General features: G+C 67.8%; 16 protein-coding genes and 1 pseudogene. 3 read left to right on the plus strand and 14 right to left on the minus strand.

Features of this window, described 5'->3' with window-relative positions:
• Positions 1-6: 6 nt before the first annotated feature.
• From ABZ803_RS02650 to ABZ803_RS02695, 10 genes are all read right to left on the minus strand, one after another.
• A complete protein-coding gene (locus ABZ803_RS02650; protein WP_357031811.1) occupies positions 7-1,185 on the minus strand; it encodes an MCE family protein in 1,179 nt (392 codons plus the stop codon).
• Entirely contained in the window at positions 1,182-2,303 is a 1,122-nt protein-coding gene (locus ABZ803_RS02655) for an MCE family protein (RefSeq protein ID WP_357031814.1), read from the minus strand. The genes ABZ803_RS02650 and ABZ803_RS02655 overlap by 4 nt, the downstream gene beginning before the upstream one ends.
• Positions 2,300-3,400, minus strand: coding sequence for an MCE family protein (locus tag ABZ803_RS02660; protein WP_357031817.1), 1,101 nt, complete (start codon positions 3,398-3,400; stop codon positions 2,300-2,302). Before ABZ803_RS02660 ends, ABZ803_RS02655 begins: the two co-directional genes overlap by 4 nt.
• Complete coding sequence (locus ABZ803_RS02665) at positions 3,400-4,413, minus strand: MCE family protein (RefSeq protein WP_357031820.1); 1,014 nt, start codon at positions 4,411-4,413, stop codon at positions 3,400-3,402. Before ABZ803_RS02665 ends, ABZ803_RS02660 begins: the two co-directional genes overlap by 1 nt.
• Positions 4,410-5,432 (minus strand): MlaD family protein, encoded by a 1,023-nt coding sequence (locus ABZ803_RS02670; RefSeq protein WP_357031822.1) that lies wholly within the window; start codon positions 5,430-5,432, stop codon positions 4,410-4,412. The genes ABZ803_RS02665 and ABZ803_RS02670 overlap by 4 nt, the downstream gene beginning before the upstream one ends.
• Positions 5,429-6,880 carry an MCE family protein gene (locus ABZ803_RS02675; RefSeq protein WP_357031825.1) on the minus strand — a complete coding sequence of 484 codons (1,452 nt, stop codon included), beginning with the start codon at positions 6,878-6,880 and terminating at the stop codon, positions 5,429-5,431. The genes ABZ803_RS02670 and ABZ803_RS02675 overlap by 4 nt, the downstream gene beginning before the upstream one ends.
• Positions 6,881-6,888: 8 nt before the next feature.
• Positions 6,889-7,752: an ABC transporter permease gene (locus ABZ803_RS02680; RefSeq protein ID WP_357031828.1), complete on the minus strand. Its 864-nt coding sequence runs from the start codon at positions 7,750-7,752 to the stop codon at positions 6,889-6,891.
• Positions 7,753-7,754: 2 nt separating this feature from the next.
• Entirely contained in the window at positions 7,755-8,588 is an 834-nt protein-coding gene (locus tag ABZ803_RS02685) for an ABC transporter permease (protein WP_040867357.1), read from the minus strand.
• A 339-nt stretch (positions 8,589-8,927) separates the two neighbouring features.
• The gene (locus ABZ803_RS02690) at positions 8,928-9,116 is read right to left on the minus strand and encodes a hypothetical protein (RefSeq protein ID WP_357031830.1); all 189 of its coding nucleotides are present in this window, start codon (positions 9,114-9,116) and stop codon (positions 8,928-8,930) included.
• Positions 9,116-9,340: a hypothetical protein gene (locus ABZ803_RS02695; protein ID WP_040867268.1), complete on the minus strand. Its 225-nt coding sequence runs from the start codon at positions 9,338-9,340 to the stop codon at positions 9,116-9,118. The genes ABZ803_RS02690 and ABZ803_RS02695 overlap by 1 nt, the downstream gene beginning before the upstream one ends.
• A gap of 468 nt (positions 9,341-9,808) precedes the next feature.
• Here ABZ803_RS02695 and ABZ803_RS02700 point away from each other — a divergent pair, with 468 nt between their 5' ends.
• The gene (locus ABZ803_RS02700; protein WP_357031834.1) at positions 9,809-10,987 is read left to right on the plus strand and encodes a DUF3089 domain-containing protein; all 1,179 of its coding nucleotides are present in this window, start codon (positions 9,809-9,811) and stop codon (positions 10,985-10,987) included.
• Positions 10,988-11,159: 172 nt separating this feature from the next.
• Here the strand turns inward: ABZ803_RS02700 and ABZ803_RS02705 are convergent, their stop codons facing one another.
• Positions 11,160-11,558, minus strand: a complete 399-nt coding sequence (locus ABZ803_RS02705; protein WP_084499039.1) for a RidA family protein — start codon at positions 11,556-11,558, stop codon at positions 11,160-11,162.
• 21 nt (positions 11,559-11,579) lie between these two features.
• Positions 11,580-12,128: pseudogene (locus ABZ803_RS02710) on the minus strand (DinB family protein); the annotation flags it as partial.
• Positions 12,129-12,190: 62 nt separating this feature from the next.
• Between ABZ803_RS02710 and ABZ803_RS02715 the strand changes: the two are divergent.
• On the plus strand, positions 12,191-13,186 hold the full coding sequence (locus tag ABZ803_RS02715) for a WYL domain-containing protein (protein ID WP_357031837.1): 996 nt from the start codon (positions 12,191-12,193) through the stop codon (positions 13,184-13,186).
• Between the two features lie 7 nt (positions 13,187-13,193).
• Here ABZ803_RS02715 and ABZ803_RS02720 read toward each other — a convergent pair whose 3' ends face one another.
• Positions 13,194-13,802, minus strand: a complete 609-nt coding sequence (locus ABZ803_RS02720) for a PAS and ANTAR domain-containing protein (protein WP_357032646.1) — start codon at positions 13,800-13,802, stop codon at positions 13,194-13,196.
• Positions 13,803-13,943: 141 nt separating this feature from the next.
• Positions 13,944-15,062: a LuxR C-terminal-related transcriptional regulator gene (locus tag ABZ803_RS02725; RefSeq protein WP_357031842.1), complete on the minus strand. Its 1,119-nt coding sequence runs from the start codon at positions 15,060-15,062 to the stop codon at positions 13,944-13,946.
• Between the two features lie 208 nt (positions 15,063-15,270).
• On the opposite strand from ABZ803_RS02725, the gene ABZ803_RS02730 reads away from it, so the two are divergent.
• Positions 15,271-16,932 carry an FAD/NAD(P)-binding protein gene (locus ABZ803_RS02730; protein WP_357031845.1) on the plus strand — a complete coding sequence of 554 codons (1,662 nt, stop codon included), beginning with the start codon at positions 15,271-15,273 and terminating at the stop codon, positions 16,930-16,932.
• The last annotated feature ends 300 nt before the right edge of the window (positions 16,933-17,232 follow it).

Genomic DNA, 17,232 nt, shown 5'->3' on the forward strand with positions numbered 1-17,232 from the left:
GATCTCCTAGTTGCCGGGGACGGGGCGCGACAGCTCGTCGCCGGTGACGCCGGGCGGTCGGGTCGACCCGTTGTCCGGGATGTCGGGACGTGGCGCATTCGCCGATCCGCGTACCTGCAGGGCGGGATCGCTGGTGACGCAGTAGTTGTAGAGCCGGATCCGGGTGTCGGTCATCTTGTCCGTGGGCACGACGGGGATGGTGTCGTACTCGCAGGTGGGGCGCGGCCAGATGTCGACCAGCGTGTAGAAGGCGTTGTCGTGGGCGGGAATGCCCAGCGCCTCCGAGCCGACCCGCAGCGCCGGGAACAGGGCCGAGATGGCCGGTGCGCGCAGCTTGGCGGCCTTGGTGATCGCGACGAAGTTCGTGACCAGGTCGGTGAGGGGGTCCTGGGTGCGGGAGACGAAACCGCCGAGGGTACGGAGCTGGACCGGCCCTTCGTCCAGGAGGTGACGCACCTCTTGATCGGCCGCGGTCAGCTGCTCGAACAGCACACCGCCCGTGCGAGTGAGTGTCGCGAGGTCCGGCTGCGCATGCGAGGTCGTCTCCGCGATCACCTCGAGGTTCTCGATCAACTGCCGTGTCTGCGGAAGCAGTTCGGTCAACCCGGCCATGGCACGGCTGATGCCCGACACCATGTTCCGCAACTGGTCGGGACCGCCCGCCAAGGCCTTATCGAGCTCGTCGACGATGATGGTCAGCCGGTCCGGGTTCATGCCGCCGATGAGGCCGCTGAGGTTGGTGAGCACCGACTGCACCGTCACCGGGACGGTGGTCTGGGAGCGTTCCACCAACGCCCCGTCGGTGAGGTAGGGACCGGTATCGGAGTCCGGGCGGAAGTCCAGGTACTGCTCGCCCGCCGCCGACAGCCGGCCGACGGCGACCGTGCCGCCCACCGGGATCTTCGCCGAGGAATCGATCTCGGCGACGGCCGCGACGCCGCTGCCCGCGACTTTCACCTCGCGCACCTTTCCCACCCTGGTGCCGCGGAAGGTGACGTCGTTGCCTGCCGCCAATCCGCCCGACGACTGGAGTTCCACCGTCACCGAGTAGTTGCTCGGCAGCGGATTGATCCGCAGGACTTCCGCACCGAGGTAGACCGCGCCGAGAACCAGCACCACGACCAATCCCAGGTTGGCGAGCGCGACGCGGTGCCGAACGAGCCACTGCCACAGAGGAGGATTCATCGTTCTCCCCCTTCCCGCGGCTGTTGCGGAGGACTGGTGACCCGTCCGATCACCTTCTCGATGACCTGCGCCAAACTGCCGATGAACGCGGGCACGTCGCCGATCTCGGGCAACCTGCTTCCGCTGGGATCGGTCAAGGCGCCGACACTGAGATAGGACACCGTCGCGGCGACGGCCAAGGCGGGGCCGTCCAGGCTCGCCATCAACGACGGGTACAGGGTGTGCAGGCCGTCCAAGGTTCCCCCCAGGTCGTCACCCATCTGGGTGAAGCCCGACATCAATCGCTGGATGCTGTCGAAGAGGCTGACGGCTTGGGGGCCGGTGGTCTCGGTGAAATCGCCGAGCGCGGTCATCGTCGTCGACACTTTGTCGAGCAGGTCGACGATGGACTGGTTGTTCTCGGCGAACAGCGCCAGCAACGCCGGAAACGTATCGGCGGCGGCGCCCAGTTCGGCTTTGCGTCCGGCCAATTCCCCGGTCAGCACGTTGAGGCCGGTCAGGGTGTTGTCGATGTCTCCGGTTCGCTGGTTCAGCGCGGCGATGACGGCGGTCATCTCGCTGATCAGATGCGCCAGCTGCGTGGCGCGACCGGCGAACATCGAATCCATCTCGGAGGTGATCTTCGCGGCCTGATTGATGCCGCCGCCGTTGATGAGCATCGAGACCGACATCATCAGCTGCTCGACGGACGCGGCAGCCGAGGTGTGCTCCGTGCCGATGATGTCACCGGCGCGCAGATTCGCACCATCCGCTGCGGCCGCGGGCAATGTCATCGCGACGAAGATGTCTCCGAGCGGCGTCGCCTGACGCAGTTCGGCGGTGGTGCCCCGCGGGAGCTCGATGTCCTCCCTGATCAGCATTTCCACCTCCGCGATGAAGTTGGTCGTACTGATCGCGGTGACGACTCCGATGTCGGTCCCACCGATCTTCACGTGCGCGTGATCGGGCAGGTTGAGCGCGTCACGGAATGCCGCGCGAATCGGGTAGCCCGGGGCGCCGATGCCGGGTTTGGGCATCGGCAGACTGGACACCGTCACGGTGCAGCCGGTCGCCGTGCTCACCGTCGCGACCAGCGCTGCCGCCATCGCGGTGCGTCGAAGCCCATGCGTACCGATCATTTCGTGATCCCCAGAAGTGCTGCGGTGAGGCCGAAGTCGGGCCCGAAGTCCTGGATCTTCCCGGTACGGCAGCCGTCGAGGCGCATCTGGATCCGTTCGCAGAACTGCGACACGACTTCGTTGTCGAGCAGGACCTTGTCGGTCAGCGCGTGCAGGCGCAGCGCTTGGTGCTCCCGGCTGACGGAGTTGGACAGGTTCTCGAACAGCAGCGGTCCGATGTCGACGATCTCGGTGAGTCCGCGGGCGTTGGCGCGCATCTGCTCGGTGATCGTCGTGAATCGCTCCAGCGCACCGGCGAGCTGATCGGAGTTCTCGCCCACCAGGCTGCCGGTGTTGGTGACGAATTGGTCCAGCTGTTGCAGTACCGCCTGCAGGCCGGGCGCCTGGTCACCCATCAGCTGCACCAGCTCGGTGAGGCGGCCGCTGAAATCGCGGACGATCTGGTCGTTCTGGGCGATGATCTGGGTGATCTCGTTGAGTTTGATGATGGTGTTCGAAATCTGGTCCTTGTTGGCGAAGGTCACCTCGAAGGCCGACGACAGTGCGTCCAATGTCTCGCGCAGGCGATCGCCGCTGCCGTCGAGGAGCGGGAACAGGACCCGGCTTGCCATGGGGCCGTTCTCGTTGTCGCCCTTCAGGGCCGCGCCGAGCTGGTCGAAGTTCTGCAGGATGCGGTCGAGCTCGACCGGTGTCCGAGTCCTGGCCAGCGGGATGTGCGCGCCGTCGGCCAGGATCGGTCCGTCGCCGCCGTAGGCGGGCGCCAGCTCGACATGGCGGTTGGTGATCAGCTGCGGCGACACCAGGGCGGCGATGGCATCGGCCGGGATCTGCGTTCCCTTCTCCAAGCTCATGGTGACCTGGACGTAGCTGCCCTTGGCCGTCACGGTGTCGACCCGGCCGACCGGAACGCCGAGCACCGCGACCTCGTTGCCCGCGTAGAGCCCGGCGACATTCTCGAAGTCGGCGCTGATGCGCACGTGCTCGCCGAGGTACTGCCTGGGCAGCGAGGTCAGGCTGTCCGGTACCAGCGCGCAACTCCCGGTGACCAGTGCGGCCACGATCAGCCCGCCGATCTGGGCGAATCGTCGTGTTCTCATCAGTTGCACCCCTGTACGGCTCGAGCGAAACACAGCCAGTTGTCCGGGAAGAACCATGGCGCCCACACGTCGCCGTACGGGCCGTTGCCGACGGCGTTGTTGAACTGCCGCAGGGCGATGGGCATGTTCTCGTAGAGGCGGTCCAGGTTGTCGCGGTTCTTCTCCAGGCCCTCCGACATGGTGTTCAGATCGTGGATCAGTGGCGCGAGCTGTCCGTTGTTCTCCAGGCCCATCTGCTGCAGCAATCTCGACAGGGCCGCGACGTTGTCGAGCAATTGCCTCAGCAGATCCTGCCGCTGCCGCACGGCGTTGCCGATCGCTTCTCCGCGGGTCAGCAACAGCAGCACGCTGTTCTGGTTGTCGGAGACGAGCTGGGACACCTGGTCCATGCTCTTCAGCAGCGAATCCACCTCGTCCCGGCGATCGGTGACGACCTTGGCGAGCGCACCGATACTGTCGAGCGCCTGCACTGCCAGCTGCGGGGAATCTCCCATCTGCTGGTCGACCAGATCCAGCGCCTGGCGAAGCTTCTGCGGATCGATGCGCTCGATGCGCTCGAACGAGTTCTTGTACTTCGGGTCCTGGATCACCTTGCTGAGGTTGTAGGGCACCGAGGTGTTCTCGATCCGGATGCGGTTGCCCGGGAGTCCTTTTCCATCGCCCGGCACCAGGTCCACGTGCAACCGGCCGAGGATCGTCGACATCTTGATGGCCGCGCGCGCATCCGGCCCCAAGCGAAGATCGCGGCGGACCTTCAGATCCACCAGGACCTTGGTGCCCTCGAGGCGAACGGAGTGCACCTGGCCGACCTCTATTCCGGATACGTCGACCGTCGCGCCGGGACGGAGACCGGCAGCCTGGGCGAATTCGGCGTGGATGGTCTTGTCTCCCAGCCGGGCCTGAGTCAAGACACTCGATCCGATCAGCAGCGCCGCCACCGTCGCCGCCGCGATCAGGCCGAGCCGCAGATATCGGTTTCGCAGGAATCCCGGCGCTGGAATGCTTTTGATCATCGGCACACCTCCGAATGCGAGTTGCCGCCCACCTGGGAGAACAGTCCGGGAGGCAACAGCACACCCCACAGGGACACGTCCAGGCTGCACAGGTAGGCGTTTCCGTAGGCGCCGTTGCTGGTGAAGCGGGCGACGCCGTTGAGGACAGCGGGCAGTTCGACCGCGGCGCGGTCCAGCGAGGCGCCGTTGAGCAGCAGCAACGCGACACCCGTCGTGGCGTCGTTCTGCGCCTTCGCCAGGCCGGGCTTGACCTGCATGATCAGCCCGGTCAGCGCGTCGGTCGTGCCGGCTACCCGGTCGACCGAGTGCTTCAGGCTCTCTCCTTGCGAGTAGAGGGCCTCCACCAGCGCCCTGGCCTGCGTGAGTAGGGTCTCGAGCTCGCCGCTGCGATGGGCGAGACCACCGATCACCGAGCTCAGATTGCCCAGGACCTCCCCCAGGATCTTGTCGCGCTGCCCGAAGGTGCCCGCGAGCTGGGATGCTTGCACGATCAGGTTGCCGAGGGACACCTGATTGCCCTGGAGGGCCTGGATCAACGTTTCGGACAGGGAGTTGACCTGGTCCGGTTGCAGCACGCTGAACAGCGGTTCGAATCCGGACAGGAGCGCGGACACGTCGAACGACGGCTCGGTTCGCTCCAGGGGAATCCGGGCCCCCGGGGCGACCACGGTGCCCGCTTCCTTGCCCGGCGCCAGGGCGATATAGCGCTGCCCGATCAGGTTCTGGTAGCGCACCAGCGCCTTGGTCGTGGTGGTGAGATGCTGGCGTTCATCGATCCGGAAATCGACCTGGGCGCGGTAGCCGTCGGTGAAATCGATCTTGTCCACGCGGCCGACCCGTACGCCTGCCATGCGGACGTCGTCGCCGACGCGCAGCCCCAGCACATCGGAGAAGATCGCCGAATAGCGATGGGTGTCGCCCTCGACCGACCGCTGCAAGGTGGACCAGATGGTGAAGGTGAGCGCGACGGCGACCACCGCGAACACACTGAATCCCGCGAGGGCCTTGGCTGATTTCATTTACCCGGCCCTTCGTCGTCGGCGGCTACGGTGACCGATCCGCCGGCCAGCACCGGACTCAGCAGCAGGTACTGCGCCACGGTCGGCCGCGTTCCGACGATCGCCGCCACGGCATCGGATCCGCGCAGCGCGATCGGCTTCGCGGTGGTGCCGGGATCCTGCGTGCCGGGCTCCGTCGGTGCTACGGCACTCGGCGTCGGCGAGAGACCGGGAATGGACGGCAGACCCGGAATGAAGGGAAGACCGGGAATCGCGGGCAGGCTCGGAAGCACCAGCCCCATGGCCCCCAGTGGTGCGGGCGCGGCCGGTACCGGTGCGGGCCCTGCCGCATCGAGCCACTTCGGTATCAATTGCGGCGGATAGTTCTGCTCCGGTGCCACCTCCGGGACGGAGGCTCCGCCGCAGCGGGGACCGTACTGATCGCCGTAGTGCGGACAGTCCTTCGCCGTGTACTGCTGGAAGGGCGTGAACGAGACATCCATCTTCCACACCATCTGTCTGGCCGGGCCGAAGTGGAACGTGGTGGCCAGCCGTTGCAGTGCCACGTTGAGGTTCGCGGCGGTGTAGGGAATGGCTTCCGGATCCTTGGCCAGACCACCGAACAGATCGTCCAGTCCCGAGACGAGGAACTTGCCCGCGTCGGGATTACGCGCGAACAGCGCGTTGACCGTTTCGACCGTCGCGTTTCCGGTGGCCAGCAGGTCGATGAGTTTCGCTCGCCGTTCGGCCAGCGTCCGCGCGGTGGTCACCGATTCCGACAGCACCCCGACCAGTTCGGGAGCCGACTGGCTCAACGCGATCGACGCCCGCCCGAGATCCCCGAACAGCGCGTCGACGCCAGGGGTCGCCCTGATCTCGGTCAGCCAGTTGTCCAGGCGCTCGATCGTCGAGCCGGGTACGCGCGCCGAGGGATCCAGCGCCGCCGAGAGGGTGGCCAGCACGCGGCCCAGCTTCTCGGGCTGGATGTTGTCGAGCACGTTGCGCAGCACGTTCAACGTGGTCTGCAACGCCACCGTCTCGCTGCCGGTGTCCTCCGGAATCGTCGCACCGGCGCGCAGTGTCTTCGGTTCCGGCCCGTTGTCGACGAGTTCGATCGCCGTGACGCCGAACAGATTGTTCGGAATCACCCGGGCGGTCACATTCACCGGAATGGTCTCGGCCACACCGGGCTTCAGATCCACGCTCGCCTGCTGCCTGGCGCCACGAGCCACCACGTCCACCGCGGCCACCCGGCCGACGACCATGCCGCGGAACTTGACGTCCGCCCGGCCCGGCAAGCCGTCGCCGGTACTGGTGAGCACGATGGTCACCGGCACCTTGTCCTCGAAGTAGCCGGTGTAGCGCAGCGCCAGCAGGTACAGCAGAACCGCGACCGTGGTCAGCACCGCCAGCCCGGCGAGGGTCAACTGCTTTGCGCTCGGTCCGCGGCCACTGGGGTCCAGAATCATTGTCGGCCTTACCCCGAGATCCGGAATCCGGGATCGATACCCCAGATGGTCAATGTCAGGAAAAGATTGGCGAACACCATCACGACGATCACCATTTTGATGGCACGCCCGGCCGCGACCCCGACACCTTCCGGGCCACCGGTGGCGACATAGCCGTAGTAGCACTGGATGAACGTCGACAGCAGCACGAACACCACCACTTTGAGCAGGGAGAAGAAGACGTCCGTGCCGATCAGGAACTGGAAGAAGTAGTGATCGTAGGTACCGGCCGCCGTTCCGCCCAGGAACAGCACCGTGATCTTGGTGGCCAGATAGGCGGTCGCCAGACCGATGCTGTACAGCGGGATGATGGTCAGGGTGGAGGCGATCATGCGCGTGCTGATCAGATAGGGAAGCGGGCGGATGGCGATGGACTCCAGCGCATCGATTTCCTCGGAGATCCGCATGGAGCCGAGTTGGGCGGTGAATCTGCATCCCGCTTGAATCGCGAAGGCCAAGGTCGCCAGAATCGGCGCGAGTTCCCTGGTGGTGGCGAATCCGGAGATCGCGCCGGTGAGCGGCGACATCGTGAGGAGGTTCAGCGCCGTGAACGACTCCATGCCGACGATGATCCCGCCGAACGCGCACAAGATGACGACGACGCCGATCGTGCCGCCGCCCACGATGAGCGAGCCGTTGCCCCAGCCGATATCGGCCGTCAGCCGCGTCACCTCACGGCGGTAGTGCCGCAGGACGAACGGGATGGCGGCCAGGGCCTGGAAGAATGTGATGGCCTGGTGCCCCAGGCGCTGATTGGCGTGCACCGGCGCCAGCGCGGCGCGTCCGACGGTGCGCAGCGGTTTCAGCGCCGGAGGTGTGTAGCTGCTCGCCACCCTCACACCACCTTCGCCGGGAACAGCGTGTTGTACAGCTGGGTGAGAATGATGTTGGTGGCGAACAGCATCAGCGCGGAACTGACCACCGCCGAATTCACCGCGTTGGCGACACCGCCTGGACCACCGTGCGCGTGCAGACCGATGTCACAGGCGATCACCGCGGTCAGCACCCCGAAGATCGCGGCCTTGACCAGGGCGATAATCAGGTCGTCGGCCACCGCGAAGGAGGCGAACGAGCTGATGAACGAACCCGGCGTGCCGGATTGGGCGTACACATTGAACATGTAGGCGGTCGCGAAGCCGACGAAGACGACGAACCCGCAGAGCAAGACGCTCACCAGTACCGCCGCGGCGAGCCGGGGCGCGACCAGGCGGCGTACCGGGTCGACCCCCATCACCATCATCGCGTCGATCTCTTCCCGGATGGTGCGCGATCCCAGATCGGCACAGATGGCCGAGCCGACCGCACCGGCGACCATCAACGCCGACACCAGTGGCGCGCCTTGGCGGATGATGCCGAGTCCCGCGACCGCGCCGATGAATGTCGTGGCGCCCACTTGATTCACCAGGGCGCCGACCTGGATGGAGACCACGACGGCGATCGGGATGGCCACGAACACCGTCGGCGCCGCCGACACCCCGGCCATGAACGCGCACTGCTTGATGAACTCCTGGTAGGGAAATCGTCCCCGGACCAGCGAAACGAACAGTTGGACAATCGCTTCCCGGCCCAGCGTGACTTGACGGCCCAGCGTTTCCAGCGAGCGTTGCGGGTGGCGTCGCCACAATCCCGAAGCGCCGGCGACCAACTTCTCGATCTCGCCCGGTTCCAGTGGCGGTTGCTTGTCGGCAGGCGATCGCAGCGAGGCAGTCACTGGTGGCCGTTCCTTTCGATTTCTCGTCCGCCGCACCAGCGGCCGCCCCTTCGATGGCGCGGAGCGTGTGCAGTGTTACACACCACACAGACGTCATACAAGGGATAAGTGATTGACTATTTCTTCCACGATCGACTACCGCCGCAGGACTCCGCCGGGCGGACGCTCAGACGAATGACACTGTCCCGAACTGGAGATATGCCTTATCTGTAGGCATGTGCCCACTTCATAGCGGGCCTCCACGAGACGGTAAGTAATCGGTCATTCCTCATTTCCACCGGATGGGCCGGGGACGCGCTACGCCAGGCCCTCCAACCACCGCTGCAGTAGCACCACCAGTGCGACGAGCACCGCACAGCCGGCCAGCAAGAGGCTGAGCACAGCCACCCACATCCCGGCGCGAAGGACGGGATTCACCTTCATCCGCCCACCGAGGATCTTCACCACGATCACGAGAACGTCGATGAGCCACACCACAGCCATCATCAGGTCATGCACACATTCGAGAAGGTGAGCACCGGCCAGCACACGATGGATCCCAGGAACGACATCACCAGGTCGATGCCGTGCATATCGCGGAGATGCCCGGTATGGGTGAGCGTCCAGATCACCCCCGCCACCCCGTAGGGAACGCCGATGATGATGAGGGTGCCGAGGAACTCGGAGACCTTCATCTCGTAACCGAGTATCCGGTCGAGTCTCTTGAGCATGCGTCGATGCATCCTTTCGCTTCGATCCGCAGCTATGTTAGTCACAATTCTCATTGGAACGGAAGACTTTCCAGCAATCAGGCGCTGAAGTGTCGAAGAAGAGCAGGAAGTAGGACCACGACGTCGACCGATCGCGCCCGTCATGTTGATGACGATTCTCCCTACTGATCGCGCGGGCCTCGCCTCGCGACAGGCGGCTGACACCATGGCGGCCGAGCCCGTCGGCATTGTTCACGCTGCCCGGCACCCGAGAGCGGCCGGTGGCACGCCGATCGGCACCCACGCCGACCCGCTCGCCTTCCGGCGCACCCACGCGAGCCGCTGAGGCCGTGGTAACCGTGCCGAGCGATCGAGGTCCCGTCGCGTGCGATCGCCGCTAGGCTGACGCCGACGAGAGCGCCGGAACACCGGTCGCGGTGTCGCGGACCGGCGCTCGTGGTCGGGCGCGGAAGCAGTGAGGTATACGGGATGCGGGACAGTCGGTGGCAGCGGGCGGTCGCGGCCGTCGTGTGCGGAGTCGGACTGGCGACGGGGTCGTCGGTGAGCGCTGCGGCGGACACCGCCGATGACGCCGGTGTCGTGTGGTTGTGCAGGCCGGATCGGGTGGACGATCCCTGCGCGGGGAGTGCGGCGACGACGGTGCGCCAGGCTGGGCGACCCGATGTGCGCGAGGACCCGGCGCCTGCCGAGGATCCGGGGGTGGATTGCTTCTACGTGTATCCGACGGTGTCATCGGAGCCGACGCCCAACTCCGATACCGTCGTGACGCCGGAGGTACGGGCCGTCGCCGAGCAGCAGGCGGCGCGATTCTCCCAGGTCTGTCAGGTATTCGCGCCGGTGTACCGGCAGCGGACCCTGACCGCGTTGGCGACGGAGCGGACCTACACCCCCGAGCAGCGCGCGCAGATGTCGCGGATCGCCTACGAAGACGTCCTGCGGGCATGGCGGCAGTTCCTCGCGGAGCGCGAGAGCGGACGGCCCGTCGTGCTGATCGGCCATTCGCAGGGCGCGCGCATGCTGCGCCAACTGATCCGCGAGGAGATCGAACCGCAGCAGGCGGTACGAGACCGGATCCTGTCGGCGATCCTGCTGGGTGGCAACGTGGTGGTGCCCGAGCACGGTGACGTGGGCGGCGACTTCCGGTATCTGCCGCTGTGCCGCAGCGAGCAGCAGACGCGATGCGTGCTCGCCTGGCAGACCTTCGGCGCGACCCCGCCGCCGGACAGCCGATTCGGCCGCAACCCGATGACCCCGGAGCCGCTGCCACGACCGTACGGCCCCGGCTACGAGGTCGCCTGCACCAATCCGGTCTCGTTGAGCCGCAACGAATCCCGCACCGCGGCGACCGTGCTCCGGAGCAATCCGGTGCCCAGCCCGCTCGGCGTCGAAGTGGCGCTTCGCCACGGGCCGTCCGCCGTCGTCGCGCCGACGCCGTGGCTGGTCCCCGCCGAGAAGTACCGGCTCCAGTGCGTGCACGGCGACGACGCGACGGCGCTGATGGCGACTCCCGAACCGGGCAGCCCCGAGCTGTATCCCGTCCCGGACGCGACCTGGGGTCTGCACCTCACCGACGTGGAGATCGCACTCGGCGATCTGGTTCGCATCGTGGCGTCCCAGAGCAGCGCCCATCGCGCCGGGCATCGCTGAACATACGAGCTGCGACCGCCGACGCACCTCGGAAGAACGCGAAAAGCGGGTGCGGGCCGGCGGAAAGCCGTTCTGACGCACACCGTCCGGGGCGACGCCGGTCGCCCACCGGCCCTGGTCACACCGGGTGCCGTCGGCCAAGTGCCACAGGCTCGTCGGCTCGCGGTCCGTCCTATTCGGGGATTGTCGCTATCGCGTCGATTTCGACGAGTGCGCCGGGGCGGGCGTGGCCTGCGGTGGAGACGACGGTGATGGCGGTGCGGTGATCGCCCCACACCGATCGCGACGCCGCGTATCCCACCTGGGCATCGACTCCGTCGACCAGGTAGATGGTGAGTTTGACGACGTGCTCGGGACCGGTGTTCGCGGCGGCGAGCACGGTCAGTACGTTGCGCATCGCCTGGACGGTTTGCGCTTCGATGCCGTCGAGCAGTTCTCCGGTGCTGTCGGTGCCGAGCTGGCCGCCGACATACAGCGTCCGGGCGGCGGGTGCGATCACGCCCTGCGTGAAGGCCGGGTTCCGGTGCAGTTCCTCGGGGTCGAGATGCGTCGTGGTCACGGGTCTCCTCATAGTGGCGGGTCCGGTGTGGGTGTAGAGGTCGCGCAGCAGGCAGACCTCGGACAGGTGGTGGATCAGCTCGCGGTGGATGTGCAGCACCAGATCGGCCATGGGCAACTCGGGAAAGGGTTCCTTCGCGCCGATCGGCTCCCGGAGGGCGGCCTGTCCGAGACCGCTCACCCCGGCCAGCCAGGTGTCGATCTGGGCCTCGAGCTGGTCGAGCGCGGTGGCCGCGTCGCCTGCGTACTCCCATGTCTCGTACGACGCCGCCTGCGCGCCGAAGTGGGCGGCGTTGCGCGCGGCGAGCACGCCGACGATGACGTGACCGAGTCGCCAGGCAATGGTGGTGAACGGTGCGGGAACCGGCTCGGGAAGGGCGAAGTCGATCGTGAAATCGCCCGCACCGGCCTGCACGGGCGCCGTCGAAGTGCCGCGCGGCCGCACGCTCCAGGCGTCCGGGACCGGCGACCAGAAATACTCGTCGTCGGTGAGGCCCTGGAGCCGGGGCCGGAGCTGCCGGGTCCAGTGGAACTCCCACTGTTCGCGCAACGTCTTGTTCCAGTCGAGTTCGTCTGCGTCCATGCCGCCAGCCTGACACGCCCAGCGGACAGAATCGGTCCGCTATTTCTGGCAGGCTGAGCGACATGGAGGCGGCGAGCGGCGAGCGGGGCACGACCGAGCGGGTGCTGACGCTGCTCGGATTGCTCCAGCAACGCGAGGTCTGGACCGGGCCCGAACTCGCCGACCGGCTCGGCGTCACAGCGCGCACGATCCGGCGCGATGTCGAGCGCTTGCGCACGCTCGGCTACCTGGTGCATGCCGACCAAGGTGTCGGCGGCGGTTACCGGCTCGGCCGGGGGCAGGACCTCCCGCCGCTGCTGCTCGACGACGAGGAAGCGATCGTCACGGCGGTGTCGCTGCTGGTCGGCGCGGGTGGCGCGGTCGCGGGCGCCGGCGCCGCCGCACTCCGAGCGCTGGCCAAGCTCGACCGGGTCCTGCCCACCCGGTTGCGGCACGAGGTGCGCGCGCTCTCCGGTGCGGTGGAGTCCTTCGGCGGAGGGCGCGCCCCGGTCGATCCCGGCGTGCTCATGACCCTGGCCAGAGCCTGTCGCGACGAGGTGGAGGCGGGCTTCGACTACCCCGCCGGGAGCGAGGTGCGACGGCGGCGGGTGGAGCCCTACCGCCTGGTCGCCTCCGACCGCCGCTGGTACCTGCTGGCCTTCGACCTCGATCGCGACGACTGGCGCAGCTTCCGCGTGGATCGGATGACCGATGTGTCCGCACGGACGTGGCGTTTCCGTCCCCGCACGGCGCCCGAGGCAGCGGCCTACGTGCAGGAAGGGGTGGCGAGCCGGGTCTATCCGCATCGCGCCCGCTTCCTGGTGCACGCCTGCGCCGACACGGTGCGCGCGCAGATCCCCGCGTCGGCGGCGGTGGTGCGACCACGCGGCAGCGAGCGCTGTGAAGTGCTCAGTGGCGCGGACGACAGTCTCGACATCGTGCTGGTGCACATGCTGTTGCTGGGGCACGACTTCGAGATCCTCGACCCTCCCGAACTCGCACGGCGCAGTCATGCGCTGGCGCAGCGGCTGCTCTCGGCCGGGGCGGCGATCGCACCGCCGGAGGTCGAGGAGTCGTGAACCGGATTCAGTCGGGTCGTTCGTGGACGGTCAGCAGCAGATGATCGAAGCGGGTGCGCTGCTGAACCGGCCCGCCGCCCTGCGCGACGACCGCGGCGACGAGTTTGGCCGCCAGATCGCGCAGTTTGGTGTTGGTCTCCTGGGAGCGCCACTGCAACACCCCGAACGCCTGCTCGGCGTTGATGCCGTAGATGAACATCAGGATGCCTTTGGCCTGCTCGATGACCTCCCGTGCGGCCACGACCTCCGGCAGCGTCTCCTTCAGCACTTCCTGCCGGTTCTCGTCCAGCCGACCGGTCAGATCCACGTAGTAGCCGGTGGTGCCCACGGTCGCGCCGGTCGAGTCGTGCAATCGATCCCCCACCACCAGCACGTGATGCACCCGGCCTGCCACATCGATGATGCGGTGCCTGCTGCAGAAAGGCTCACCGGTCCGCACCGCCGTGGCCAGCGTCTCCGCGACCGTGGCGCGGTCGTCCGGATGCTTGTGCGCCAGCAGCAGTTCCGTGGTCGGCTCCACCGTCCCCGGCGCGTACCCGTGCAACCTCGCGACCTGATCCGACCACTCCCAACGGTGGTCGGCGAACCAGAATCGGAAGCTTCCGATGGTCTCCAGTTCCTGCCGCTCGCCGTCGGCGGTCTCCGCCTGGCTTTCGCTGCCAGGATGCGCCGTCTTCGTCACCACTCGATCATTCCCTCCCGCGGGCACCGGGGATGAGAAATCTCGCGCGCCGGCAGGGCGAACGCTCGGGCACGTCTACCTCGCCCCAGCGTCCAGCACACGAACGGTGTCGCGGGCGGCGAGGGGTTCGTAATGGTCGGTGAAGAGTTTGGCGACGAGTTCGCCGCGGCTTGTGACGCCCACCTTCTCGAAGACGGCCTTCACGTGGTCGCGGACGGTGTGCGCGGAAAGGAAGAGCTGGGCGGCGATATCGCCGGTGGCCAGGCCACGGGCGATCAGTTCGGTGACCTCCAGTTCGCGTGGGGTCAACTCGTAGGCGGCGACCACCAGGGACATGACCTCGGAGGGTTTGGCCGGTGCGATTACCATCGCGGTCATCCCGGGACGCCCGTCGGCGTCGTGCAGGCAGGAGGCGTGGCAGACCAGCCAGCGGCCGGTGCTGGAGCGGATGCGGATGCGGGAGTTCTCACCGGTCGATCGGGCCCGGCCCGCGGTGCTGAGGATCCAGACCGGCAGCGGTAGCGCGATGCCGGTGGCGGTCGGCGTCGTCGGCCCGGGCGGCATCTGGGCGAGCAGGTGACGAGCCTCGTCGTTCAGTGACACCAGCCCGCCGGTCTGGTCGAAAAGTAGCATGCCGGGCGCGTCGGCGAGGTGCGCGGCCGACAGCTCCGACGACCGCGCGAAGCTGCGCAGCCGCCGGGCCATCGGTGTCGACAACGCGTTGACCACCTCGATATCGGTGGCCCGGAACGGCTTGCGGCCGCGCTCCCGGAACAGGCTCAGCTGCCCCCACGGCTGCCCGTCGACTCGCAGCACCGCGCGCAGTTCGTCCTCGAAACCGCGCGGGCACATGAAGCTTCGATACAGCGGGCTGAGGGTGGGCCGGTCGCCGGTCACCTCCCGCAACCCCGCCACCGGCACCGAGGCCAGCGCCAGATCGCGGAAGAGGTTCACGTGCTCGGCGAAAAGCTCTGATTCCCAATAGGTTCCGCAGCCGCCCTCGTGCAGGTTCTCCACCCGCACCGGCGCGGTGGTCAGCCCGTTGATCGGATCGGTGGCCACCCAGACAGCGGCATCGAACGGCGTGACCCGGCGCAACCGGTCGGAGGTCTCGGCGAACAGCGCGTGCGCGTCGGGCGCTTGCGCGATGCCGGTGCACAGCGCGTCGACGGCGCGTCGAGTCGGCGTGGTCATCTTCGTCATCCTGCTGTCGCGCCCGTTCACCCGCCATCCCGCATATGAGGGATAAGCCACAGGCCCGAGGCGAAATTCCCTCGATCGCGGGATGCCGGTACGGGCCGGGGCCGCCGAGGCTGGTCAGCGCACGGCAGCGGCGGAACGGAGAGGCCACGACCCCCCGCGGCCGTGCGCACTGCGCACCTCGACGAAAGAAGGCACAACCATGCGTATCGGCATCATCGGCGCGGGCGCCGCGGCGGTCGCGTTGCTCGACGCGCTCGCCGCCGCCGACCGGGCGCCCGGCAGCATCACCGTGTTCGACGGCTCCCCCGCCGTATGGCGCGGCCGCCCGTACCAGCCGGATCTGGAGGCAGTGCGGGTGAACGCCCCGCCCGCCCTGATGTCGGTACGCGCCGACGACCGCGCCCACTACGAGCGCTGGCTGCGCGACCGCGGCAACGGGGCAGGGTGCCTCGACGAGCGTCCCGGCGCGCCCCTCGTCGGGGAGGAGCCGCGCCGCGAACACCCGGAACGGACCGAGCGCACCGCCACCTCGGGGTTCGACCCGAACGAGGACACCGCGCGACACGTCGGTGACGGCCTGGTCCGGGCATCCGCTGCCCGCGTCGCCGAGCGGAGGTGGCGCGGTGACGATCTGGACCAGTACCTCGATGCAGGTCTGGGCGTTCCCCTCGTCCCGCGTGGTGTCTACGGCGCGTATCTGGAGCAGACCGCGCACGCCGCGATCTCGCGGTTGCGCGCCCGCGGCGGGCGAGTGAGCGTGGTGAACGCCCGGGTTACCGGCTTCGCCCGTGAGAGCGGCGCTGTGCTGCGCACCGACGACGGCGGCAGCCATCCGGTGGACCGCGCCGTCCTGTGTGTCGGAAGCGGCCGTCCCCGCGACCATTACGGATTGGCCGGCGCACCCGGATATGTGAATGAGCCCTACCCGCTGGCGACCACAACAGCCGATGTGGCGTCCAGCGCGCGCGTCGCGATCATCGGCAGCGGACTGACCGCGGTCGACATCGCCGCGGCACTGACGGCCCACGGCCATACCGGGCCGATCAGCTTCCTTTCCCGCAGCGGCGTGCTGCCGTACGTCCAGCAGCGGCCGTTGCCCTTGGCTCCGAAGCACCTCACGCCATCCCGGGCGCTGGAACTGGCCGGGCAGGGCACGGTCTCGGTCACCCGGCTGGTCGAACTCATGCGCGCCGAACTGGCGGAGCTGGGGCAGGATTTCGAATCCTTCGCCACCGAGATCCTGGAAACCGAGACCGAGGAACCGGCCACCCGGCTGCGCCGTCAATTGGACGCGGTCGATTCACCTCACCAGGGCCGCCGCCTGCTGACCATGGCGATCCGGACCATGGGTCCGATCCTCTGGCCCGTGCTCGCCGAGCACGACCGGACGATGCTGCGTGAGAAGTATTTCCGGACCATCAGCAGTCTCAGCTCCCCGATGGTGCCGCACAACGCGCGAATCATTCTGCGCCTGCTGGATTCCGGGCAGTTACGGCTGCGACCGGGTGTCACGAAGCTGACGGCCCGGCCCGGCGGTGGTTTCACGGTGTTCGACGGCACCGACCGGCCCGCCGACATCGTCTTCAACGCCGTCAACCCACCCGCCTACACCACACCGCAGGAGACCGAACCGCTCCTCGGCGAACTGATCGCCACCGGCGCAGCGGAACTCGCGCCGACCGGCGGTCTGCGCATCGAGGCCGGCACCCGCCGCCTCCTCGTCGGCGACCACCCCGACCCCACCTGGCACGCCCTCGGCAACCTGGCCGCGGACTCGATGTTCATCGCCACCAATCCCCCGGGCCTCGCCGCCGAAGCCGCGGTCCTCGCCAACCACCTGACGATTCCCTGCGTCAAGTGATCAGCCGCGCCCGCCTCGAATGCGGGACGAACTCTGGCGAACCGACTGCGGAGCGAGGCGCGTCTACACCGGGCTCGTGGAGTCGACCCAGAGCGGCCACCCCTGCCGGACTCCCAAGCGAAGGCGCAAGCCCTGGGAGTGAGTGCACTCTGGATCGGGCGCACCACGCCGGCCTCGATCGGACCCGAGTTCGGCGTCGGGGTCGTCCACCGCCGGGCACATCGACGGCCGCTCCAGCCGTGGTTCGGCCACCCGCACCGACATCCGGGCTTCGATGGCCGAAGCGGTCTTGCCGTTCAC

This window comes from Nocardia sp. NPDC047648 (assembly GCF_040642815.1).
GTDB lineage: Bacteria > Actinomycetota > Actinomycetes > Mycobacteriales > Mycobacteriaceae > Nocardia > Nocardia gamkensis.